Here is a 25,153-nt window from a genome sequence, read left to right on the forward strand (position 1 = left end):
GGCATAAATACTAATATTTGCTATTATAATGGAAATATCGGAATAAATAAAGAGGTGTATTTGCTTTGCTTAGTTATAAAAAGGTTCTTATTGTTGGTAGACCAAATGTTGGTAAATCTGCTTTATTTAATCGAATTTTAGATACAAAAAGAAGTATTACTGAGAGTACTTACGGTGTTACTAGAGATTTAGTTGAAGAAGTTTGTAAGGTTGATTCTTTTAAGTTTAAATTAATCGATACTGGTGGGTTTACTATCTTGAAAGATGAGATTAGCAAAATTGTTGTGCAAAAGGTTTTAAGCTCTTTAGAAAAAGTTGATTTAATTTTATTGGTTTTAGATATTAATGAAATTTTACTTGAAGATTATCAGATTATTGAAAGACTGAGAAAATATAGTAGTAAGGTGGTTTTGGTTTTAAACAAAGTAGATACTAAGGATAAGGAATGTTTAGCTCACGAATTTCATAATTTAGGATTCAAGCGCTATTTTCTGGTTAGTGCAGCCCATTGTCGAGGCATTACTAAGCTTAGAGATTTTTTAAAAGTAGAAGTTGGTGAAGTTGGCATTGAGAGTGGCGCTGATATTAAGGTTGGGATTATAGGCAAGCCTAATTCAGGCAAATCTACCCTTATTAATTATTTATCTGGAAATGAAATTGCAATTGTTTCTGATCAACCTGGTACTACTAGAGATTTTATTAAAACTAAGTTTACTAGAAATGGGAAAGTTTTTGAGGTTGTTGATACAGCTGGGATAAGGCGAAGGGCAAGAGTAAATGAAATTGTTGAATATTATTCTGTTAATAGGGCCCTAAAAGTAATTGACATGGTAGATATTGTGTTTTTATTGATTGATGTTCAAGAAAAATTGACTTCTCAGGATAAAAAAATTGCTCATTATGTTACTAAAAAGGGGAAAGGAATTGTTATTGTGTTTAGCAAATGGGATCTTGTGGATGAGTCTAAAGGTTATTTTGAAGCCTTAAAGAGCCATGTGAAGTTTTTTTTTCCTATTTTAAATTTTGCTCCTATATTTAGAATTTCTGTTCATAAAAGGATAGGTTTAGATTCTCTTTTTAAAGAATCTTTTAAGTTAAAAGATCAGCTTGAGCTTAAAACCAGTACTCCAGATCTAAATAAAATGTTAAATTTATGGATCAAAGATTATCATTTAAATATTTCTCATAAAATCAAATATATTACACAAGTTAGTACTAATCCTGTTAAGTTTATTCTTTTTGCAAATAAAATAAAGAATTTTCCAAATTCTTACTATAATTATTTAGTAAATAATTTGCGTAAAATTGGATATAAAAATATTCCAATTTTAGTAGAATTAAAGGAAAAAATAAGAGATTTAAAGTGAGATATATATTTTTATTCTTAATATTTAAGAGTCTAAATCTTTTTGCGCTTGAGAGTTTTTTTTATGATTTTGATGTAAGGACTAAATATTTAAAATATTTTAATTCAAGCTATGCGCAAAAAAAAATAAGCCCAATAAAACATTTTATTACAGAAGATTGTTACATTGAAGTTTCAAGTGAAATTTCTTCTGAGTATGTTTATTATTCTTTTTTTAATAAAAAAAAGAATGTAGGTTATATTTTTCCAGGGTCTTACGTGATTAAAGTGGGCAAAGAGGGTATTGAGCAGATAAAAATATTTTTTATAAACAGAGGGGATACGTTTATTAGAATAAAGTCTTCAAAATTTTCTTCTATTGCTGATTTTTATTTAGTAAATACTTTGATTTATAAAGACGTTAAATTGCCCTTTAAGATTGAAGACATTGCGGTAATTTCTCTTGCCAATATAATAAATTATATTGGCAAGGTTGTTGATTTTAGATATTTTATTCCTGAATATTTTGATATTTATAAAAATATTTCTAATATGGTAATTAGTTTAAGAAAATCTCTTAGATCTTTTCCCATTGCTGAGGTTGCTGATGGTGCAATGAATGAATATGGTAAAATGGTGCATATAGAAACTGGGCTGTTGCAAAAAGATCCTGTAGGGTTTAATTGCTCAGGATTTGTTAAATGGGTAGCGGATTCGATTTATAAATCAATGACGGGAAGACTTTTAAAAATTGATGATCTTAAGCTTAGACATATTGGCGTTAGAGGCAGTGGTTTTACTAGAAGTCAGGAATTTAATAAGGATCCTTTTTTTGGTCTTGATTGGATTCGTAATATTGCTTATAGGATAAATAATATTAATGTAGATTTAAATTTATCTAAAATCAAGGAAAATGATGTCAATAATATTAAGTTTTTTGATTATATTGACAATCGTGGTTATAAAATTGAAAATTTAGAGTTTTTATTATATAGTCTGGCTTTAGATGAGCCTGGATATATTTATTTAGGATCTATTAGCACGGGTGTTAACAATTTATCAAGCATGGTGCTTCATAAACATGTTGTTTTGTTTCTTCCATTTCTTGATGAAAATAGGATTTTTAGGGTTTCTGTTAACGAAGTTAATGCTGAAACTTCAATCAAGTCTCTCCAGAAAAGATATCCAAAATCTTATATTCATTTAGTTAGAGTTAAAGTTCCTGAAAATTTACCAATAGTGCCTATACCTATAAAGGCAAATAATCAATCATCATGATTAAAGCTGTAGTATTTGATTTAGATGGCACCTTGTATCCTGAGGCGGATAGAAATAAGCTAATGTTTTTTGAATTTTTAACTAATGTTAAGTTTTTTTTAGCTTTTAAACAGATTAGGAAAAAAATACGAATTTTACAAAGCAATCAATTTTCACCCTCAAATAGGGATGAACTCTTTTACCTTGCAGGTTCAAAATGCTTTCTGAGTATTTAAATCCTTGATGAGAATCGGTGTGCTTTTTTGTTAAATAAAATATATTATAGTCAAATTTTTAGCGATAAGTTTAAAAAACTCAAGCCATATCTTGGAGTTGCAAGATTTAATCTATTGGCTTAAATTCAAGGGAATAAAATTAGGTGTAATGTCAGACTTTCCTATTTTAGGTCGTGTCAAAAATTTATTGGGCATTCAAGACAGTTTTTGGGATATTCTTTATTCTTCAGAAGATACTGGATATTTAAAGCCCCATAAAGCACCTTTTTTAAAAGTTATTGAGGATTTAAATTTAAGGAGTAATAATATTTTGTATGTAGGGAATTCTTATGAATATGACATTTTAGGTGCTAGAAATGTTTCAATGAAAGCAGCTTTTTTTTCAACAAAAAAGAATATAAATTACAAGGGAATGATTGACTTTATTTTTCATGATTATAAAGACTTAAGAGAATATATACGTTTGAATATATAGAATATGGGTAAAATATTTTATGATAGATTTTGCGACTATTTTAGTTAACCTTTTTTTGGTTTCAATAGTTTTATTTGTTTATAGGCAATACGATAAACGTTCTAGAGCATTAGATAAAATTAAAAAGTTCGTTGATCTTACAAAGGTTAATCTTGAAGATTTTATTGAAGATAAGACAAAAGAGATTAATGATCTTGCTGTTGATATGGAAGCTTATCAAAGATCTAGTATAGAAATAATAAAAAAGATTGAGGAAGTTCAGCAAAAGATTAAAAATAAAAGCAATGATTTTGCAGAGGTTGAAAAAAAGATAGCCTATCATGATTCTATGCTTAAGGATCTTGATGAAATGACTTTTAAAGTTCAAGAGAATATACAAAGATTGCAAGTTGATGGGAAAATAGTAGATAAACTTTCAAAAACTTTAAAAGGATTTAATACTCAGATTGATTCGGTTGAATCAAATTTGAATTCAGTGTTAGAAAAATTTGACAAGGCTAATAAAGAAAATCTCGAGTCTATTAAAATTGCTAGTTGGGAAAAGTTTGACACTAATATTAAGGAACTTGTTTTTAAAATAGATAATTTAAATAAAGAGATTAGTCTTTATGAAAAAGATTTAGCAAATATTGAAGAGAGAAAAAATGATATTTTAGTTAAGGGTAATGAGAAATTAGATTTAGAATTTAGCGATTTTCTTGAAAAGGTCGAATTTAATATTGGCAAATACAGCAAAGAGATTGAAAGTTCTTTTAATTTTTATGAAAACAAATATAAGTTAATAGAAAATTCTATAGAGCTTATTATGGAGAGTGTGAAGAATAAAATTAATGAAAAAGAAGATTTTATTTTAAATAGACTGAATGAAGAATTGCAAAATAAATTTAAGGATATCTTAGTATATGTTGATGATCGCTCTAAGGAAATTAAAGATAAGCTTGAAGATAAATTGGTTTTGGTGGACAATGAAATTTCTTCTATGAGTTCTTCCTTTAAAGACAATGTTTATTCAAGAATTAATTCACTTGAGGAGTCAATGCGAATAGAGATGGGAAAGTATGAAGAGCAAGTTGATGATGTTTTTGATAAATTTAGATCTCAAGTTGAGTTGAATCTTAAAAATATTTATGAGGATTATGAAGATAAAATAAGTCAAGTTGATAATAACATTAGAGAAAGGGTAGAGCTTAGTTTGTTAGATTTGAATTCTAAAATGGAAAGTGTTCAGTCTGGTGCTATTGATTTTATAAAGAGGCTTGAAGATGATTCTAATGGAATATATCTTGAATTTAAAGGTAAGTTTGGGGCAGATATTGAAGTTTTTAGTGAAAGTTTTAAAGGTGATATTAATCAACTTAAGATGCAGTTAGAATCCCAACTCTTAGATGTTGATTCAAATATTCAAGAAAAGCTTATTAAGCTTAATGATAATTTGATTTCTAATTTTGAAGAAATTAATGGTAGGTTTAATAATAATTACTCAAATTTAAATGATAATATAAATGCCAAGTACACAGCTCTTTTTGAATCTTTGGATTCTAGCAGCTCTAAATTTGAAAATCAAATGGAATCTAAATATAAGAGCTTTACAGATAAATTAACAGCAGGAATGGATGAATTTTCTTTAATGTATGGTGAGAAATTTGAGACACTCTCTCAAGAGGCGACTAATAATTATCAAGAATTTCAAGATTTAAACAAAAAATTAGAAAATGAAATTGAATCTTTTTATAATATGTTTGAAAAAACCCAAGAGACTTTAAAGGTAGATTTTAATACTAGTTTAATTAATATTAAAGATGAAATTGGTAAAAATATAGTAGAGTTTAGGGATCGTTATTACGATGAGGTAAATATTTTTGTTACTCAGCTAGAAGAAAGCAAGCTTCAATATTCAAAGTGGCAAGGTGAAATGGATTCTAATTTAAAGAATATTGAATCTCAAATAAATAAAACAAATGAAGAATTTTTAAGTTTAATTCAGATTCAAAAAGACAAAGGAATAGAGCTTAGTGAGAGCGTTTTTAATGATCTGTCAGATCATATTCAAAAAAAAGCTATTGATATGCATGGCAGTTGGAAAGATGAGCTTATTGCTTTAAATAAATCTTTGCTTGATATTAAGGTTTCTAGTGAAGAGCTACTTTCATCTGCTACTTTAAAAATAGAAAGTTTAGAAAAAGATGTTAACGATAGAATGGAATATGTTTTATTAAAAACAGGCGATATTGAGAGTTTAGTGATAGAAAAATACAAAGAATTAAAAGATATGTCATATTCACAAAGTGATGAGGCTATATTAGGAATTAAAGAGTTTATTAATAGACAAACAGAAATAATTAAAGATAAAAGCGTGTTTATGCTTGAGGATTTGAATAAAAAATTTGATGATAAGAATAATTTTGTTATAAGCAAGATTGAAGAATGTGATTATAAATTAAAAGATTTCAAGATTGAATCAGAAGATATTTTAAATAATTTTAAGTCTGATCTTAATGAATTTATTGAGTCAAAACTACAAATTGTCTCTAATATAAAATCGGATAATCAAAAGCAAATTGATGATTTTTTAGATAGAATTTCTAAAGATATTTTAAACAGGAAAGATTCAATTAACAATGAAGTAGATAGCAAGCTTAGTGATTGGCAAAGTAAATTAAATGAAATAACTGTTAAAATTGAAAATTTATTGTCTTCAGGTAAAGTTGATCTGGATTTAATAGATTCTGAGGTGACTACAAAAATTAAAGAGCTTAAATTTTCTATAGAAAGCCTTGAGAGTTATTATCTTGAGAAAATAGATGAGTTTAGAAATCAAGGTGCCATATACTCTGATGAGCTTTTGCAAGACATAATGAACCATTTTAATAAAGAGACTAGAGAACTTGAAGAAAATTTATCAAAAAAATTTGCTGCGGTTTTAAATAATTCAGAGGAATTTGTTAAAGAGGTTGATAGTTTATTGCAGGACAAAAGAACCGATATTGCTTCTTTTCAGGCTAACATAGATATTACTCTTGATTCTCTTAATGTGAAGTTTAATGATATAAACAAAGAAATTAATGGAAAATACAATGAGGTGATATCTAATTATAGGGGGTATTCAGAGAATATTTCTAGTAAACTTGAAAATGAAATAATGCATGAGATTGAAAATCTAAGCAGAAGATTGACAGATAGAATAGATAGTCTTAGTAAAGGTATGGATGAAAATCTTCAAAAACTTAAGGAATCTTTTGATGTATCAAAATATCAAGTTGAAAAATTTGAATTGAAAGTTAAAGATTTAACAGATGATGGAGAAGCAAAAATTAACAAGCTTGTTAAAGAGATCGAACAGTATTATAAATCTAGATTAGAAGAAGCAATTGATTATAGAAGAACGATTGATAACGATATTATGCAAGCAAAAGAGAGATTTGGGGAGATAACAAATGAGCTTAAAAATAATATTGAGAGTAAGTCTGAGTTTTTAAACGATCTTTATAAGGAAAGATTTAAACTTATTGAGAGTAATTTTGAAGAGAGATATTCTACATTTTTAATTGAAAGCGAGGGAGCTATTTCAAAAATTAGAGATGAAATCTATAAAACACTTACAAGTAATGATGAAAATTTGCAAATTAAGATTTCTGAAATGGATCAAAATTTTGAGATAATAGAGCAAAGATCAAAAGATATTTTAGAATTTGAAAAAGAATTGCAAGATAAAATTAAAGATTGTTACGGTTTTATAAATTCTCAATTTGGAGAGATTAAGGCAGGTGTTGAAGAGAATATAAAAAATCATTTTGATGTTTGTATAAAAAAGGTAAATACCTTGATTGATGATGACATTGTAAAGTATGAAAATGAAATTCACAAGAGAATTGATTCTTTAAAATCGATTGAGAGTACTTTTGATAGCATAGAGAAAAATTTAAATGATAAGGTGAGTGGGTGTATTGATAAAATAGCTAATGATTTTAATCTTAAGTATATTGAACTTGAAGAAAGGTGTAATGAAGGGCAATTAAATTTAGAGAATAAAATTGACAACAAAATTAAAGCCATTGATAATTTAGCTTTAAGTCAATATGATGGACTTGAGAAAAAGTATGCTGATATGTACGATGAGTTTTCAGAGAGATTAAATTCTTATATTGCAACTTTAAGTGAAGAGTTTAAGAGTTCAAATAAAGAGATGATTTTTGAACTTGAATCTCAACTGAAAAATCTTAAAAATCTTGAATCTGATTTAAATAATGTTGAAAAGGATGTTATTAGATTAAAAGAAGAGTCTTATCACAATGTTTCATCACATCTTAAATTATTAGAAGAAGACTTTTTTAAAGATTTAAAAATTAGAGGCGAAGAGCTTAAATATTCTTTAGAAAACTTTATTGCCTCATATAATGATAAAATTCAAAATTTAGAATATGATTTGTCTAAAAATTTGGAAAACAAAACAGAACTTATTCAAAGTTTCCGTTTAGATATTGAACAAAAAATGAAAGATGATAAAGAGAATTTTTATTTAGATTTTACTAAAGAATTTTCTTCTAAAAAAAAAGATATGCAGAGCGAGATAGCTTTAATGGAAACCAATATTACCGGAAAAGTAGATGAATTTGTTGATTTTGTAAATAATAAGCAAAGTATTATTGATTCTTGGTTTTTGAATATTAAAGATGATGTAAAAGATTGGCAAGAAAAATCTTATAGCACAATAGAGAAGAGAATAAATCTTGCTGAGCTTGGAATTAAATCATTTGAGAATGATATTTTTAATGTTAAGATTGGTTTAGAATCTTTTAAAGATGGTTTTGAGATTAAGGCTGAGGAGATTTTTAGCAATTTGCAAAACGAGGCTAAAAAAATTGAACAATCAGTTCATCTTGATTTTAAAAATATTGGCGAATCATTAAATCTTAAAGTTTTAGATCTTGAAAAATTTGTTGATTTTAAATTAGAAAAGATAGATGAAAAGGTTAATAAAAAAACAGAAGACATCTTAATTCAAGCAGAAGTGAAATTTTTAACTCAGCAAAAGGATCTTGAAGATAAGATCTTTGAGCTTAATCAGAAATTAGAGCATGAATTTACAACCTTGTCTTCTAATCTTGATAAAGTAAGGCGGGAAATGGTTGATGTAATTTCTAGTGATAAAGAAAGCTTTGAAGGGCAAATTGAATTAATTAATAAAAATATTTCAGAATTTTCTGAGAAAATTAGTTTATACAGAAATAATATTGAGACATCAATTGAGAATGAATATAATTCGTTTTCTAAATCTATAAAATCAGATCTCGGCTTACTTGAAGATGAGCTTAAAAAAAGTTTAAAACATTCAACATCAGAGATTGAAACCATAAAGAGTGGTTTGCAAGAACAAATTGATAAATTTGAGGTTGAATTTAAGAAAAATCATAAAGAATTATTAAAAGAAGTTGATAATAATATTTTAGAACTTGAATCTAAAATATTAAATTGTGATGTTCAATTTAACAAATTTATTAGTGAGATTAAAGACAATTTAGTTGAATACAAATCTGATTTGAGAGCAGAATTTGAAGATAGTTATGATAAAATAAATTTTCAAATCGAAAATCAAATTGAAAATTTTAAAAAATTAGATTCTGAACTTGAAAAGAATAATTCAATATTTTTGGAGGCTTATTCTCTTAAGGACAAGTTGGAAAAATTATGGGAAACTTTAAAAAATGAGATAGGGCTTGCTCAGGAATATAAAAATAATTTTGAAAACGTTAACAAAGAATTTTATAATATTCAAAAAGAAACATTGGGTATTATTGAAATTTTTAATGAGCTAAAGTTAGAACAAGAATCAATTAAATCTATTAAAAATGATTTTAATAGATTTTTTGAATTTTACTCTTCATTTGATAGTAGATATAAGAGTTTAATTGAATCTTATGATGAAATGCAGATATATAAAGCTAAAATAAAAGAGATAGCTGACGAGCAGAGAACTATTCTTGATAATTATGAAAGAATTAGCAATAAAGAGAGCATATTAAAGAGTACTATAGAGTCTGTTGATAAAAATTTTGATTTAATAAATGAAGTGGAGAAAAGATTTAATAATTTAAGCAAAGAGAGTGCTAAGATTCAAGACAATCTCAAGGATATGGAAAATGTTGTTTCAAGTCTCTTATTAAACAAAGGGTTGTCAGAAGAAGTGTTGATTAATGCTCAAAATTTAAAGGAAATGCTATTAGATATTGAAAATAAGTTGAAAAATACTTTGACTATGAGAGAGAGGGTGGTGAAATCTGAGACAAGGTTGGAGAATTTAAATATTGCAGCAGAAGAGAGAATAAAAACTCTTGGTATTCTTGTCAAAACTGATTCTAAATATCAAGATAATGTTGGTCTTAATAATGAAACTGTTAGGAATTCTGTAATAAAATTAATGAGGCAGGGATGGAGTGCTGAAGAAATTTCTAGAGCTACCAAATTATCTATTGGGGAAGTTGAGCTTATTTTAGAGCTTGGTATAAGTAATAAAGGTGATTGAAGGTTATATTTATGAAGGCAGATTTAAATTTAATAAAAACATTGCACCCTCTTGAGATAAAAGTAATTGTAAATAATGAAGAAGAGGATGATATTTCTGCTTCAATTATTATTGAAAAATTGGGGTTTAATGAAGGTCAAGCAAATAAAACAATTGAATGGTTAAATTCTAAAGGGATTATTGAAGAGATTTATAGGAAATTAAATGTATTTTATAAAGCAACAGAAAGGGGTCTTGGTGCTTTAAGAGATGGTTTTGTTGAAGAAAAAATAATAAATTTAGTATCTCAAAAGGCAGTGTTGGCTTCAAATTTAGCCTTAGAGCTTGATATTGATGTTAAAGAAGTAAGAAAAGCCTTTGGTAATTTGTTAAAAGAGGGCATTCTTTCTCTTGATTTAGATAAACAGATTATTATAAATTGTTTAGATGGCACAGAGACTAATTATCAAAAAGTACGTGTTTTGTTGGAAAGAGCAAAAAATAGCGATCTTCTTAGAGAAAGTTTGACAACCGAAGAGCTTTTATTAATATCAAATTTTGCTAAGAAAAAAGGAGCAGACTCTGTATTTTTTAAAATAATAGAAAAACTTGATTTAAAGTTTAGATTATCTAGTTTTGGATTGGAAGTTAAAAATTTTTTAATGAAAAGCAAATTGACTGGAGATGAGCTTACTAAGCTTACTCCCGAAATTTTAAAAAATAAAACGTATGAGAACAAAAAATTTAGAGCTTACAATATTCATATTCCATCAGCTAAGACTTTTATTGGGCGTGCCAATTCTTATTTAGATTATATTTCTAAAATTAAAGATAAATTAGTAGGTCTTGGCTTTCAAGAGTTTGATGGTCCTTTGGTAGAAACAGAATTTTTTAACAACGATGCTCTTTTTATGCCCCAATTTCATCCTTCTCGTGATATTAAAGATGTTTATTACATTTCAGATCCTAGCATGCAAGAATCTTTGCCAGAGCCTTATTTTTCTAATGTAAAATTAGCCCATGAAACAGGATATGCAACAGGTTCAAGAGGCTGGAGATATAGTTTTAGTGAAGATCTCTCTAAGAGATTGGTTTTAAGAACCCATGGTACCGTTCTTTCTGCAAAACAATTAATTAATGCCAAAAATCCAAGCAGATATTTTGGAGTTATTAGATGTTTTAGGTATGATCAAGTAGATGCAACTCACGGAGTAGATTTTTATCAAACCGAAGGGATTGTTATTGAGGATGGTGTTAGCATTAAAACTTTGCTAGGCCTTCTTGAAATTTTTGCCAAAGAGCTTGCGGGCGCTACAGAAATTAAATATGTTCCCGCATATTTTCCCTTTACTGAACCTTCGATTGAGATACATGTAAAGCATCCTGTTCTTGGTTGGTTTGAACTTGGAGGAAGTGGAATTTTTAGACCAGAAGTTACAAAGCCTTTAGGCATTGATCTGCCTGTTATTGCTTGGGGAATTGGAATAGATAGAATGGCTTTAATGCACTTAGGTCTAAATGATTTGAGAGATCTATTTACTTATGATATTGGTGATGTTATTTTAAGACGAGGAAAGATAGATGCCAAAGTTAGAAATTTATAAAAATCTTTTTTTAGATAAAATAGGAAAAAATTTTACAAATTTAGAGATTTCAGAATTACTTGAACCATTTAAGGCAGAATTTGATGGGTTTGATGAGAGTTCGGGAAAAATCAAAATAGAATTTAATGATACAAATAGGCCAGATTTGTGGTCTTATTTAGGACTTGCTCGTCAGATAAAAACGTATTTTTTTGGAGAAATGCCCTATTATGATTTTTTTTCAAAAAAGGGAGATTTTAAGAAGTTTTATGGTGAAATTTTAGTTGATGGCAAAATGTCTCAAATCAGACCGTTTATTTTTGGATTTTTAGCAAAAGGATTGATTATTAATGATAAAATGCTTGAGACACTAATTCAATTTCAAGAAAAACTTTGTCAGAATTATGGACAAAAGAGAAGAAGAATTGCAATGGGGATGTATAATTCTAATTTTATTAAATTCCCAATAAGTTATATTGCCTCATCTCCTAATCACAAGTTTGTTCCCTTTGGAATGGATTATGAGCTTTCTCTTTTAGAGATAAATGAAAAGCATCCCAAAGGATTGGAATATTCACATATTATTAAAAATTTTGATAAGTTTCCGTTATTATTAGATGATAATAATAATGTAGTCTCTTATCCTCCAATAATTAATTCTAACAATATTGGATCTTTAAAGGTTGGTGATACTGATTTATTTGTTGAGGTTACAGGTATTGATTTTGAAGCAACTTTGTTAGCGTTATCTATAGCAGCCTGTGATTTTTATGATATGGGTTTTGAAATTTTGCCCGTAAAAACTGTGTTTAGAGAGCCTTTTAATTTAGATTTTAAAGAATTGGTATGTCCTTATTATTTTCAAGAAGAAGTGGAGTTTAATGTTGAAAATATTAATAGACTGCTTGGAAGCAATTTAACATTAGAGCGTATTTGCCTTAGTTTAAAAAAAATGGGAGTAAATTCTTATTCCAAAGATTTTAAGAATTATATTGTTCCACCTTTTTATAGAAACGATTTTCTTCATGAGGTTGATGTAATTGAAGATGTAATGATAGGGGAGGGTCTTTCAAGTTTTAATCCGGAGCTTCCCAAGGCTTTTGCAGTGGGAAGGCTTAGTCCTTTAGAAGAGTTTTCAAGGAATGTTAGAAATTTAATGGTGGGTATGGGATTTCAAGAGATGATTTATAATTATATGGGTTCTAAGAAAGATTTTATTGACAGAATGAATATTAATGATCAAAATTTTTTAAAAGTATCTAATCCAATGACAGAGAATTATGAATATATTAGAGCATCAATAATTCCTAATTTATTAAAATCAGAAAGTGTTAGTTCTAATTTTCCCTATCCACATAAAATTTTTGAAATTGGCAAGGTGGCTTTAAAGAATCTGGATACTACCGAAGGAACAAGTACTTTTACTAATTTAGCTTTTTTAATGTCTGGTAAAGAAATTTCTTTTAATGAGATTAATTCAATTGTTGCAACACTTTTTTATTATTTAAATATTGAGATTAATTTAATAGAATCAAAAACCACTTTTTATATTAATGGCAGGGGAGCGGATATTGTAATTGAAGGTTTTAATATAGGTGGTTTTGGCGAAATTTCACCTTATGTGTTAAATAATTTTGGTATTTTTATTCCATGTTCTGTTTTTGAGGTTAATATAAACAAACTTATGAGTCGATCTTAAGCATTGAATATTAGTTTTAGCAATGTTAAGATTAATATTCAAATTTTTAAGAGAGGCCTGAAGTTTAGATATGTTGGAATTTGAAACTATTGATATAAATCTAACCAAGAAGAAAAATCTATCTCAAAAAGAGGTAGATTTTATTGAAGATGTAATAATTGTAGGATCTGGCCCGGCTGGACTAACAGCTGGGATTTATTCTGTTATGAGTAATTATAAGGCTGCTATTTTGGAAGGTCCTGAACCCGGGGGACAGCTTACTACAACCACAGAAGTTTACAATTATCCTGGCTTTAAAAATGGAATAAGTGGTAGAAATTTGATGTTAAATATGAGGGAGCAAGTAGTAAATCTTGGGGCTAAAACTTTTCCCGAAACCGTTTTTTCTATAAAAAGGAAGGGTAATATTTTTTACCTTTATACAGAAAATTATATTTATAAAAGTAAAGCTGTTATTATTGCTGTGGGATCAAAACCCAAAAAACTTGAAACTCTTAAAAATTCGGGTTTATTTTGGAATAAAGGTATTTCTGTTTGTGCTATTTGTGATGGACATCTTTTTAAAGGGAAAAGGGTTGCAGTAATTGGTGGAGGCAACACTGCCCTTTCAGAATCAATTTATTTAAGCAAATTGGTGGACAAGGTTTATCTTATTGTAAGAAAAAATAATCTTAGAGCTATTGCTATGTTAAGAGATAGTGTTGCTAAGTTACCTAATATTGAAATTTTGTATAATTCAGAAGCCATAGAAGTAGATGGTAAATCTTCTGTTTCTTCGGTTAAGATTTTTAATAAAAAAGATAATGTTGTTTATGAATTAGAAGTGAGTGCTGTATTTATGGCTGTTGGCTATAAGCCAAATACAGAATTTTTAAAGGGATTTTTGGATTTGGACGAAGAGGGATTTATTGTCACTAAAGATGTTGTTAAAACAAGCGTTGATGGTGTTTTTTCATGTGGAGATGTTAGCAATAAACTTTATGCTCAAGCCATTACTGCTGCTGCTGAGGGGTTTATTGCATCTGTTGAGTTAGGAAATTTTTTAAAATAGTTTTTATTAAGATGTTTTTGTTTTTTTAAATGAAGTTTTTATATAATTTAATGCTTTAGAGTAGATTTAATTGTCTTTTGATTTCAAAAATTAAAATGCCTGTAGATACAGAGACATTAAGTGAGTCTATTTTTCCGCTGGTTGGTATCCTTATTAAAAAATCAGAATTTTCTTTTATTAGCTTATGTACACCTTTTCCTTCATTTCCTAAAATAAGTGCAATTTTTTTATCGTTTATTTTGATTTTGTTTATATCTTGTCCTTTAATATCACCAGTATATATCCAAAAGCCATAGTTTTTTAAAAGATTTATTGTGTTGTTTATGTTTGTCACTGTCATTTTTTTTACATATTGACTTGCGCCAGAGCTAGTGCGCAAAACTGTTGAATTGTCTTTTGCGCTGCGTTTTTGAGTAGTAATTACAAGATCTATACTAAACTGTTCTGCTGTTCTAAGGATTGCTCCAAAGTTTTGGGGATCTTCTATTTCATCTAGAAGTAAAATGAAAGCATTTTCTTTTTTTTTAAATGTTTCTAGTAAGTTTTCAAAATCTTTGGTTTGTGTTTTTACATTTTTATTTTTTTCAAGTTTTAATTTTAATGCAAATCCTCTGTGGTCTTTGTTTTTAAGAATTTTGTCAAGTTCATTTGTATTTATTCTTATTATTTTTATATTTTGTGTTTTAGCTAGCTGTTCAATTTCTTTAGTTTTTGGACTTTTTTTTTGATATATAAAGTTCAAATCCTTTGTTATTTTTTATGCTTTCAATTATTGAATTGGCATGAGTTATATACATATTATGCTTTGAGTAAATCTATTTCATCACCATCTTTTAATTCTTTGCCCAAGTTTTCAAAAAGTTTAATAGCATTAGAATTTAAATTTTTAGGTGTTTTTATTTTGGTGATTAATATTAAATTTCCAAACTTTTCGGTTTGAAGAATTGGCATCCCTGCATTTTTAATTAAAATTTGTTCTTCATTGTTTATTCCTTTTGGAATGTGTATTTTAATCTCTTTTGAAGCGATTGTTTTTATTTTCACTTCTTTTCCAAGCGCTGCTTGAGTAAAGCTTATTGGAAGCATTGCATAGAGATCTTTACCATTTCTTTTGAATACTTTATGAGATCTTATCAATATTTTTACATAAAGATCACCATATTCTTGATTATCTGGATTAACATTTCCCTTGCCTTTCATTTTTATTTGTTGGTTATTATCAATGCCTGGGGGAATGTTTAATTGAATGGTTTCTTGCTTTGTAAGACTTCCTTTTCCTTTACAGGATTTACAAGGGTTTGATATTATTTTACCTTCTCCGTAACATTTAGAACATGTTGTTGTAACTCTGAAAAATCCTCCGCCTTGCACTACTCTTCCGCTGCCGTTACACATGTTACATATCGAAGGACTTGTACCTTTTTCGGATTTTTTCCCGAGACAAGAATCACAGAGCATTTGTCTTGTTATGTTTATGTTATTTTTGTACCCAAAGTATGCATTTTCAAGAGATATTTCTATGTTGTATCCTAAGTCTTCACCTTTTGCGTGTTTTCTATTTCTTTCTTGTCCTTTGTTTCCAGTGAAAAATGAATCAAAAATATCGCCAAAATCTTCAAAGATGTCTGAAAATCCACTAAATCCACCTGAAAATCCTTCAAATCCTCCTCCTTCAAAAGCGGAATGCCCAAATCTGTCGTATTTAGCTTTTTTATTGTCATCTATTAAAATTTCGTAAGCCTGAGTGGCTTCTTTAAAGATAGAGGCGGCTTCTTCATTCCCTTGATTTCTGTCTGGGTGATATTTAATTGCTATTTTTCTATAAGCTTTTTTTATCTCATCTTTTGAGGCTCCTTTTGAGAGCCCCAAAATTTCATAATAATCTTTTTTCACTATTTTTTATCCTCGTCAACAACCTCATAATCAGCCTCTTTACCCTCTTCGCTTGTATTGCTTTGTGGGCCATTTTCTTGTTGGCTGTTTGCATTTTGCTGGGAAGAATCTTTATACATCATCTCAGCTATTTTGTAAGAAGCTTTTTGAAGTTCTTCTGTTCTAGATTTTATAAGTGAAATGTCTTCTTTTTCAAGACTTTCTTTTAATTCTTTTATTTTACTTTCAATAGCTTCTTTGTCTTCGCTTGAAATTTTTTCAGAATATTCTTTTAATGATTTTTCTGTTTGATAAATTAAAGAATTAGCTGTATTTTTTGCTTCAATATTTTCTTTTAATTTTTTATCTTCTTCCGCATGAGCTTCTGCATCTTTTACCATTCGATCTATTTCTGATTCAGAGAGTCCTGATGATGATTCAATTCTAATTTTTTGTTCTTTGCCCGTTCCCATATCTTTTGCAGACACATGAACTATTCCATTAGCATCAATGTCAAAGCTAACTTCAATTTGAGGCACTCCTCTTGGTGCTGCTGGTATTCCATCAAGTATAAAATTACCAAGTATTCTGTTTTGTGCTGCCATTTCACGTTCACCTTGAAGGACTTTAATATCAACAGAGGTTTGATTGTCAGCAGCTGTTGAGAATACTTGACTTTTTTTTGTAGGAATTGTGGTGTTTCGTTCAATAAGTTTAGTCATAACCCCGCCTAGTGTTTCTATTCCTAGTGAGAGTGGAGTAACGTCAAGGAGTACCATGTCTTTAGTTTCTCCTGTTAGAATGCCACCCTGAATAGCAGCTCCAATTGCTACAGCTTCATCTGGATTTACTCCTTTGTTAGGATCTTGTCCAAATATATCTTTTACAATTTTTTGAATAGCAGGAATTCTTGTTGATCCACCTACAAGTATTACTTCATTAATATCAGAAGCTTTAAGCCCAGCATCTTTAATAGCCTTAAGGCATGGTTCTTTTGTTTTTTGAACTAAGTGGTCTACCATTTGTTCGAATTTTGCTCTTGTTAGAGTATATTGTAAGTGTTTTGGACCATTTGCATCTGCTGTAATAAATGGAAGATTTATTGAAGCTTCTTGAGCGCCTGAGAGTTCTATTTTAGCTTTTTCAGCTGCTTCTTTGAGTCTTTGAAGAGCCATTTTGTCGTTTGATAAATCAATAGCGCTTTCTTTTTTGAATTCTGAAATTAAATGTTTTATTATTTCGTCGTCAAAATTGTCACCACCAAGATGTGTGTCTCCGTTGGTTGACTTTACTTCAAAAACACCATCTCCAAGTTCCAATATTGAAATGTCAAATGTTCCCCCACCAAGATCGTAAACAGCAACGATCTCTTCGTGTTTTTTTTCAATTCCATAAGCAAGAGCAGCAGCAGTTGGCTCGTTAACAATTCTTTTTACCTCAAGACCTGCTATTTTTCCAGCATCTTTTGTGGCTTGTCTTTGAGCATCATTAAAGTAAGCAGGAACTGTGATAACAGCCTCTGTAACTTTTTCACCTAAATAAGCCTCTGCTGTTTCTTTCATTTTTGTAAGAGTTGCTGCTGAGATCTCAGGCGGTGACATTTGCTTTTTTATATTTGAAATGTTTACTCGCGCATCGCCATTTAGTCCTTTTTCTATTTTATAAGGAACCATTTTTATTTCGCTTGCAACCTCTTCAAATCTTCTTCCCATAAATCTTTTAATAGAATAAATTGTGTTTTCAGGGTTTGTAACCATTTGGTTTTTTGCAACTTGCCCCACAAGTCTTTCGCCTTTATTTGTGTAAGCAACAATAGATGGAGTAGTTCTTCCCCCTTCTGAATTTTGTATTACAACTGGTTTTCCATGCTCCATTATAGCTACGCATGAGTTTGTTGTTCCTAGGTCAATACCTATTATTTTGCCCATATTATAAACCTCCTTTTTTCTAATTAATTTTTGCTTTGAGCAACTTTAACTTTCGCTGTTCTTAATATTCTGTCGTTGTAGCAATATCCTTTTTGGTATACTTCTACTATTTCTGGATTTTTAAGACCCTCTTTCTCTTCAATGCTTATTGCTTCATGACGACTTGGATCAAAGTTCTCGCCATTTTCTCCAAATTTTTTTAAATTATATTTTTTATCAAAGATTGATAGTATTTCATTTTCAATCATACTGATTCCTGTTAATAAGTTATCAAAATCTTTAGATTTTTTTGAAGAGTTAATAGCTCGTTCTAAGTTATCAAGAAAATTAACGACATCTTTCATTATGGTTTCATTTGCAAATTTAACAAAATTGTCTTTTTCTTTTTCTAATCTTTTTCTGAAGTTTTCAAATTCTGCTTGTTTTCTTAAATACAAATCTTTAAGATTGGAGATTTCATTTTCAAGTTCAGCAATTTTTTTATCAGAATTTACTAAATTTAAGTTTTCTTTTTTTTGAGATTTTGTATTTTTATTATCTTGTTTGTTGGTTTTTTCAGATTCGCTTTTAGTTTCTTTTTTTTCCATTTTTCCTCCTTTGATAAAGCATTTTATCTTTAAAAAAAATATTTTACAAATTTTTTTCTTTCTTGAAATTTAATAAAATTGATTCATTTTGAGCATTTGTAAGATGTATATTTTTCTTAAGCTTTCAGTAATAGTGTTATATTGATACATATTGTTATTTAGTAAAATGTTCGTGTGTATTTTTTTGTCAAAATAAAAAATTTTATTTTTTTATTTATAAGAATATTTTTGGTATCATTTTTTGATTTTGTTGTGTTTTTAGTGCTTTTAGACATCTTTAATATTAGGGTATTTTTAAAATATGGGTGAGTATTATTTTTGCCAAGCTATTAATTTTTTTGTTGTAATTTAATGTATTATTGCTTATTATTTACCTATGAAAATAAGCATTGCTCAAGCAAAATACAGAGCTTTAGATTTTGATAAATGTATTGCTGATTTTAAAATTAATTATTATGAAGCTTTGCTAAGGGGATCAGACGTTTTAGTTTTTCCTTCTATGTTTTTAGGCAATACTAAGTATGGTGAGTTTTTTGGGCTTTCTAAATATTCTCAAAATATATGTAAGTTCATTGAATTTATGAAAGAACAGGTTAATGATAACACTTTAATTGTTTTTGGTCATAGTGTTTATGAGGGTGGTAAATTTGTAGATGTTATTTCTGTCATCAGTAATCATAAAGCTATTCTAACTGTATCACAATGCAATTTGCCTGGGTTTTTTAGGTATAAGGACAATTTATTTGCTGTATTAAATTTTGAGGATGCTTTGTTATTTAAAGAAGTAATTCCCAAATTTGGCGAGGATTTAAAGAAGCACAGTATTTAATAATACCGTCCAAATCTTACTTCACTAAGGAGAAGAATAATCTTAGGTTAAAATTCTTTCAAAGAGTTGCTATTGAGAATAATCTAGATGTTATTTATTCGAATTTTTATGGAGTTGAAGATTCTGCAGTTTATGATGGGTGTAGCTTTTTTATTAATAGTTTTGGCAAGGTAAAGCAAGCCAAAGGATTTGAATTTGATTTTATATCTAATGATACATTTCAAGATTTAAAATTTGATACATGTAATGAGCTTTTTGAAAAAATTATTTTAGCAATATCTCTTGTTTTAAGAAAATATGTTTCTTTTTCAGGATTTTCCAAAGTTCATTTGGGAGTATCTGGGGGTGTTGATTCTGCTCTTATTGCGTATCTTGCATGTTTTGCTTTGGGCGCTGAGAATGTTGTTGGGATTTCTATGCCTAGTAAATTTTCATCAGCAGGTTCTATTTCTGATGCTAAAGAACTTTCTAGAAAATTAGGTTTTAAATTGATTGAAATGCCAATAAAAGATTTATTTCAGGTAAGCAGTAGATTTTTTGAAGGATATTTTGATATTAAAGGTGTTACTGGAGAAAATTTGCAAGCTCGGTTAAGAGGGCTTTTATTAATGTCTTATAGTAATTCTCAAAATTCTTTGCTTTTAAATACTGGTAACAAAAGCGAAATTGCAGTTGGTTATTGTACCCTTTATGGGGATACTTGCGGAGGGCTTGCTTTGATCGGAGATCTTTTTAAGACTGAGGTTTATGATCTTGTAAATTATATTAATGCAAAATTTGACCAATGTATTATTCCTGTTAATATTATTTTAAAGGAGCCTTCAGCTGAGTTAAGGTTTGATCAAAAAGATAGTGATTATCTTCCAAAATATGAAGTTCTTGATGTTATTTTAAATAGATATTTGATTGGCAATGAATCTGTAGATTCAATTTATCTTAATTTTGAAAAAGGTATAGTTGATAAAGTTTTAAATCTTTATTTTAAAAATGAATACAAAAGAAGACAGGGAGCTCCTATAGTTAAAGTTTCTGAAAAAACCTTTGGTTTTGAGCTTTCAATGCCTATTTTAAATAATATAATTTGAAATTATGATTGGAGCTTGAGATTTTGAAATTCTTTTCTTTTTTTAAATTTTATTAATAATATTTTTTGCTGGAAAAATTGAAAAATAGCTTTTTAAGTTAAAATTAAGTTTTTATACCTTTAAATCTGTTTAATAGACATATCTGGTCATAGTATAGGATCTGCTTTTTTATTTCTTAGTGTATTAATATTATTAATTTTTATGTTGTGACAGCTTAAATAACACAAGTCCTTTTTAAGTGTTAAATCATGTCAATAATTATTTATTGAATTTATAAGTGATATGTGTATTCCATTGTTGTATAGAATTTTGAATGTAAAAATTATAAAAATGAGATTTGTTCTAATGCTTTAACTTCAGTTTTTTAATTTTAATGGGATTTAATGGGATTTTGGCACTTAAACAAAGGACATCGTTTTTAATTGGGATTTATGTATTTCTATTAGAAGAAAGAGTTTGTGTTTGATAAATTTTCTTAGCTTTTGATATTTAATAGAATCTTTGAGATTGAAAATAAAAAAATGTAAGTATAGATATTTATGATTTTTATACTATGTTTAGTAAAAGTTATTCTAATTTGGTGCATTTTTTAGAGGTGCTTTATTGAAAAATATTTAATTTATCAAAGTATAATGCTTTTAAAGATGATTTTTCAATTTTAGAATTTATTATTAATAAGAGAATTAAGATAAAAATGGATTGGGATTTTGAAAAAATTATATTTTTATTAAATGAATCAACTAGGCTTGCATTAAGTGGTTGTGCTAAATTAATTTTAGATTTTAAATCTGATGGGTCTATTGTAACTCAGGTTGATAAGCAAATTGAGCAATTCTTATTCAAAGAGATCAAAAAGCCTGGAAATTTTGTTCTTGGAGAAGAGACAATATCTACTTATAAAGAAGAGTATATCAAAGATGCTTTAATATCAGAGAGTACTTTTATTATTGATCCTATTGATGGAACTTCTTCTTTTGCAGCAGGCCTTCCTTCATATGGAATATCGCTAGCGTATGCTAGTGGCGGCAAAATTATTGAAGGAGCCATTTCTCTTCCTTTAAGCGGAGAGTTTTTTATTACTTCTAAAGATAATGTATTTTATGCTAAAAAAAACATTGGTAGCTATCCTTTAAAAAAGGATTTTAATAAATTTATTTTTGATAATTCTAAATGTTACAATATTCATAGTTTACTTGCAGTTTCAAGGTCTATTATAAGGTTATTTAATCTTGATATTTCTTCTCATATTCATATTAATGGTTCTTGTGTATATTCTTTTGCTAAACTTTTTACAGGTTCTTATAAGGCCTACTTTTCTTTTGTAGGACTTTGGGATATTGCAGCGTGTTTAGCTATTGGTAATAAATTGGGCATGGTTGGCGAATTTTATTGTGGTAATAAAATGACATTAGATATCTTAGATTCAATGTATATTTTAGAGCCTAATAATCATAAAAGATGGTCCTTGAAAGATTTTTTTATTTATTCTGATAATAAATCAACAATAGACATTATAAGAAAAGATGCAAATAAAAAAATCAATAAGTAAGGTATAAAAAACTTGAAAATTGTTATTTATGTTTTGCGGTTTTGTTGTTATTAGATTCAATGTCGAGTGTTTTGATTAGCTTGTTTAAGGTCCAGCTTGAAAATTTTATGTAAAGCATTTTAAATGGATTTTTTGTATTTTTCTTTAGCACTTTTAACGATTCTATATTCATTAAAGCTATTATTTCTTTTAGTGTTTTTGGTAAATTATTGAAAATTTTGGAGCCTATTTTATGTCCTTCTAGAATGAAATTTTGAAGAGTTATTTGATCTTTTTTTTGTAGGCGCCTCATATATAGCTTCAAAATACGCTCTTGAGATTTCATGATTTCTGAATTAATTTGTTCTTGTTTTTTAGTAATTTTTTTCTTGTTTTCAATGATAGGTTTTTTAGGTAGAGACTTGTAAGGGTTTGTTCCTGGAATATAATTTTTAGGAATTTTCATATATTTTACTCCTATTTAACTAGCTAACCTATAATTCTATTATTTTTTTTGTTTTTATGCAATCAATATTGATATTTTGATTTTTTATGATTAGAATCATCATATGAAGGAGTTTTTAAGGGTAGGGGCTTTTAATTTATTGCTTGGTGCTTTAATATTGTTTGTTGTTATTTTTTTACAATTTAGAAATTTAAACTTAAATATATTTTTTTTAAAAGATATAAAATTAGAAGTAAATAATAAGGTTTTAAATAGTGAATATACTTTAAATGATCTGGTTGTTAATGTTAGGGGACTTAGGATATTTTTGTCCAAGCTTAATCCACTTGTTGTTTTAGAAACTGGTTTAAATCTTTTCCCCATCTCTTATAAAGTGCAAGACATGGGTATTTATGTTTATTTTGAGAATAATATTTTTCTCGGATTTTTGCTTGATTCGGAAAATAATTTTAGCATTGAATCAAATCTCTCTAAGAGCTTTTTGTTAAGTTATGAAGTTGAAGATCATTATAGAGTTTTATTAGATAAGCCTACTATTTCAATAAGACAAGGGGAGAATTTGGAATATAAAATCTTTTTAGGAGAAAATGTAAAGATAAGAGAGAAAGATATTTTGATTTCTCCTCAAGCAGCATTTAGAATTGGCAATGCTATTTATATCGATTCACCAAAGAAAAATATTCCAAATTCTATTATGGAGGGCAACCAAACTAATAAAAGTAATGTATTAGATTATTCTATTGTGCATTCAAAAATTAAAGAGGTGGATAATAAGATTTTTAATGATGTTTTAAGCAATTTTAGACAAAATGCTTATGATTCTTGGAACAATTCTGTTAATTTTAATGCTTCAAAGGGAGGATGGCTTAAATACGGTGTTTATAGCTTTGATGAAAATTTAATGGTTTGTTTTTTAGCAGAATCTTTAATCAGAGGGGATCACGAGTCAATATTTTTAAAATTAGATTCTTTATTAGCCAAAAATGAACATAAGTTGACTTATTTAAGTTTATGTTATTACGCTAATTCAGATCAATTTGATAAATTTTTTTCTTATTTATCAAGGAATAAAACTTTTATTGATTCTCTTGAAGAAGACAGGCTTATGGTTTATTTAAAGGAAGATCCTCGTCTTTTGGAAAAAATTTTTTTATCAGAAAACGGTTCTAAATTAAATGGTGCTTTAAATCTTCTCAAAGATCCTAAAAAAATATTAAGTTCTAATTTTAATTTTAACCAAGCCTACAACATTTTATCTAATTATCTTACTTTTCTTAAGATTAGAGTTGACGATTCTTTTTATTTAAGTTTTAAAAAGGAGCTTTATAAATTTGTATTTACTTTATTTGGCGTTACAGATGAAGGAAAAATGTATATTTTAAATAATAATATTAATTCATCTGATGTTGTTGAGCATGCATTAAAGATTTCTGGGGTTCTTAAAAGAATGGCATCTTATTTAAAAGATAGCTTAATATTAAAGCTTTCATTGAATGCAATTTATTATTCTTTAATGAGTGATTATGCCAAAGGAATTCCTTATGAAAGCTATTATTCTGATATTATTGATAATCAATATATGCCCCAATTTATCTTTATTTCTAGCTATAGATCTATCAGGTGGATATATGCTGCTTCTGGGGTTTTAAATCGTGAAATTACTGATACTAAAGTTGCAATTGATTTTGATCAAGAGATTAATTATTCAAGCTATATATTTTTTGGAAACATTTTAAATCCAACTTTAGTTAGATTTAGAGAAATTGATTGGTTTACAGATTATAAGTTTTACGTATATTCTGATGGTTGGAAGTATTATCCTTTAAACAAAATTTTGGTTATTAAAGCAACGCCCAAGAAAAAGAGAACTTTTAATCTTTTATTGAGATTTGACAAAATTGCAAAAAAAATAAATATTTATGAATAAACCTTTATTATCAGAATTGATAATTGATATTGGAAATACCAGCATTGCTTTTGCCTTATTTAAAGATAATCAAGTTAATTTATTTATTAAAATGAAAACAAATCTTATGTTAAGGTATGATGAGGTTTATAGCTTTTTTGAAGAAAATTTTGATTTTAATGTAAATAAAGTTTTTATAAGCAGCGTTGTTCCTATTCTTAATGAAACATTTAAAAATGTCATTTTTTCTTTTTTTAAGATAAAGCCTTTGTTTATTGGTTTTGATTTGAATTATGATTTGACATTTAATCCTTACAAAAGCGATAAATTTTTGCTAGGTTCAGACGTTTTTGCCAATCTTGTTGCAGCCATTGAAAATTATTCATTTGAAAATGTTTTAGTAGTAGACCTTGGAACTGCTTGCACCATTTTTGCTGTTAGCAGGCAAGATGGAATACTCGGTGGTATTATAAATTCTGGTCCTTTGATAAATTTTAATTCTTTATTAGATAATGCCTATCTTATCAAAAAATTCCCCATTAGCACTCCAAATAATCTTTTAGAGAGAACGACATCTGGGAGTGTAAACAGCGGTTTATTTTATCAATATAAGTATTTAATAGAAGGTGTTTATCGTGATATTAAGCAGATGTATAAAAAAAAATTTAATTTAATAATTACTGGGGGTAATGCGGACCTAATTTTGTCATTAATTGAGATAGAGTTTATTTTTAATATTCATTTAACTGTAGAAGGCGTTAGAATTTTAGGAAATTCTATTGACTTTAAGTTTGTTAATTGAAATAT

13 protein-coding genes and 3 pseudogenes are annotated in these 25,153 nt (G+C 27.9%); 11 read left to right on the plus strand and 5 right to left on the minus strand.

Translation table 11 applies throughout. The annotated features are described in order from the left end of the window. Positions 1–65: 65 nt before the first annotated feature. The 7 genes and pseudogenes from der (at position 66) to trxB (ending at position 14,145) form a co-directional block, all read left to right on the plus strand. Entirely contained in the window at positions 66–1,367 is a 1,302-nt protein-coding gene (gene der / locus BB_RS02565) for a ribosome biogenesis GTPase Der (RefSeq protein ID WP_002657984.1), read from the plus strand. After that, positions 1,364–2,623 (plus strand): hypothetical protein, encoded by a 1,260-nt coding sequence (locus BB_RS02570; protein ID WP_002657986.1) that lies wholly within the window; start codon positions 1,364–1,366, stop codon positions 2,621–2,623. Before der ends, BB_RS02570 begins: the two co-directional genes overlap by 4 nt. Further along, positions 2,620–3,313: pseudogene (locus BB_RS02575) on the plus strand (HAD family hydrolase). The gene BB_RS02570 and the pseudogene BB_RS02575 overlap by 4 nt, the downstream one beginning before the upstream one ends. A 19-nt stretch (positions 3,314–3,332) precedes the next feature. Continuing rightward, the gene (locus BB_RS02580) at positions 3,333–9,833 is read left to right on the plus strand and encodes a SpiroCoCo family coiled-coil protein (protein ID WP_010889758.1); all 6,501 of its coding nucleotides are present in this window, start codon (positions 3,333–3,335) and stop codon (positions 9,831–9,833) included. A gap of 11 nt (positions 9,834–9,844) precedes the next feature. Beyond that, the gene (gene pheS, locus BB_RS02585) at positions 9,845–11,416 is read left to right on the plus strand and encodes a phenylalanine--tRNA ligase subunit alpha (RefSeq protein WP_002665337.1); all 1,572 of its coding nucleotides are present in this window, start codon (positions 9,845–9,847) and stop codon (positions 11,414–11,416) included. Next, positions 11,394–13,094 (plus strand): phenylalanine--tRNA ligase subunit beta, encoded by a 1,701-nt coding sequence (pheT, locus tag BB_RS02590; RefSeq protein WP_010889759.1) that lies wholly within the window; start codon positions 11,394–11,396, stop codon positions 13,092–13,094. The genes pheS and pheT overlap by 23 nt, the downstream gene beginning before the upstream one ends. Before the next feature lie 70 nt (positions 13,095–13,164). Beyond that, positions 13,165–14,145 carry a thioredoxin-disulfide reductase gene (gene trxB, locus BB_RS02595; RefSeq protein WP_002656440.1) on the plus strand — a complete coding sequence of 327 codons (981 nt, stop codon included), beginning with the start codon at positions 13,165–13,167 and terminating at the stop codon, positions 14,143–14,145. Between the two features lie 55 nt (positions 14,146–14,200). Here trxB and rlmB read toward each other — a convergent pair. The 4 genes and pseudogenes from rlmB to grpE all read right to left on the minus strand — a co-directional run bounded on the left by rlmB (position 14,201) and on the right by grpE (position 18,532). Further along, positions 14,201–14,942 (minus strand): annotated as a pseudogene (gene rlmB, locus BB_RS02600) (23S rRNA (guanosine(2251)-2'-O)-methyltransferase RlmB). A 1-nt stretch (position 14,943) separates the two neighbouring features. After that, entirely contained in the window at positions 14,944–16,038 is a 1,095-nt protein-coding gene (dnaJ, locus tag BB_RS02605) for a molecular chaperone DnaJ (protein ID WP_002656231.1), read from the minus strand. Continuing rightward, the gene (dnaK, locus tag BB_RS02610) at positions 16,038–17,945 is read right to left on the minus strand and encodes a molecular chaperone DnaK (RefSeq protein ID WP_002557108.1); all 1,908 of its coding nucleotides are present in this window, start codon (positions 17,943–17,945) and stop codon (positions 16,038–16,040) included. The genes dnaJ and dnaK overlap by 1 nt, the downstream gene beginning before the upstream one ends. A 23-nt stretch (positions 17,946–17,968) precedes the next feature. Continuing rightward, positions 17,969–18,532, minus strand: a complete 564-nt coding sequence (gene grpE / locus BB_RS02615; RefSeq protein ID WP_002557109.1) for a nucleotide exchange factor GrpE — start codon at positions 18,530–18,532, stop codon at positions 17,969–17,971. Between the two features lie 376 nt (positions 18,533–18,908). Here grpE and nadE point away from each other — a divergent pair. After that, positions 18,909–20,446, plus strand: a pseudogene (nadE, locus tag BB_RS02620) (NAD(+) synthase). A gap of 694 nt (positions 20,447–21,140) precedes the next feature. Continuing rightward, positions 21,141–21,995 (plus strand): inositol monophosphatase family protein, encoded by an 855-nt coding sequence (locus BB_RS02625; protein ID WP_002658001.1) that lies wholly within the window; start codon positions 21,141–21,143, stop codon positions 21,993–21,995. Between the two features lie 22 nt (positions 21,996–22,017). On the opposite strand, the gene BB_RS02630 is transcribed toward BB_RS02625, so the two are convergent. Beyond that, positions 22,018–22,440, minus strand: coding sequence for a hypothetical protein (locus tag BB_RS02630; RefSeq protein ID WP_002557113.1), 423 nt, complete (start codon positions 22,438–22,440; stop codon positions 22,018–22,020). Between the two features lie 103 nt (positions 22,441–22,543). Between BB_RS02630 and BB_RS02635 the strand changes: the two genes are divergently transcribed. Next, entirely contained in the window at positions 22,544–24,367 is a 1,824-nt protein-coding gene (locus BB_RS02635; RefSeq protein WP_010889760.1) for a hypothetical protein, read from the plus strand. Then, the gene (locus tag BB_RS02640) at positions 24,360–25,148 is read left to right on the plus strand and encodes a type III pantothenate kinase (protein ID WP_020948753.1); all 789 of its coding nucleotides are present in this window, start codon (positions 24,360–24,362) and stop codon (positions 25,146–25,148) included. The genes BB_RS02635 and BB_RS02640 overlap by 8 nt, the downstream gene beginning before the upstream one ends. Positions 25,149–25,153: the final 5 nt, after the last annotated feature.

It is taken from the genome of Borreliella burgdorferi B31, assembly GCF_000008685.2.
Classification (GTDB): Bacteria; Spirochaetota; Spirochaetia; order Borreliales; family Borreliaceae; genus Borreliella; species Borreliella burgdorferi.

Excerpts from the sequence above, each read along its gene's own strand:
- pheT (WP_010889759.1), top strand. The coding sequence starts at position 11,394 with ATGCCAAAGTTAGAAATTTATAAAAATCTTTTTTTAGATAAAATAGGA.
- BB_RS02580 (WP_010889758.1), top strand. The coding sequence starts at position 3,333 with ATGATAGATTTTGCGACTATTTTAGTTAACCTTTTTTTGGTTTCAATA.
- dnaK (WP_002557108.1), bottom strand. The coding sequence starts at position 17,945 with ATGGGCAAAATAATAGGTATTGACCTAGGAACAACAAACTCATGCGTA.
- BB_RS02635 (WP_010889760.1), top strand. The coding sequence starts at position 22,544 with ATGAAGGAGTTTTTAAGGGTAGGGGCTTTTAATTTATTGCTTGGTGCT.
- BB_RS02630 (WP_002557113.1), bottom strand. The coding sequence starts at position 22,440 with ATGAAAATTCCTAAAAATTATATTCCAGGAACAAACCCTTACAAGTCT.
- trxB (WP_002656440.1), top strand. The coding sequence starts at position 13,165 with ATGTTGGAATTTGAAACTATTGATATAAATCTAACCAAGAAGAAAAAT.
- pheS (WP_002665337.1), top strand. The coding sequence starts at position 9,845 with ATGAAGGCAGATTTAAATTTAATAAAAACATTGCACCCTCTTGAGATA.
- grpE (WP_002557109.1), bottom strand. The coding sequence starts at position 18,532 with ATGGAAAAAAAAGAAACTAAAAGCGAATCTGAAAAAACCAACAAACAA.
- BB_RS02640 (WP_020948753.1), top strand. The coding sequence starts at position 24,360 with ATGAATAAACCTTTATTATCAGAATTGATAATTGATATTGGAAATACC.
- BB_RS02625 (WP_002658001.1), top strand. The coding sequence starts at position 21,141 with ATGGATTGGGATTTTGAAAAAATTATATTTTTATTAAATGAATCAACT.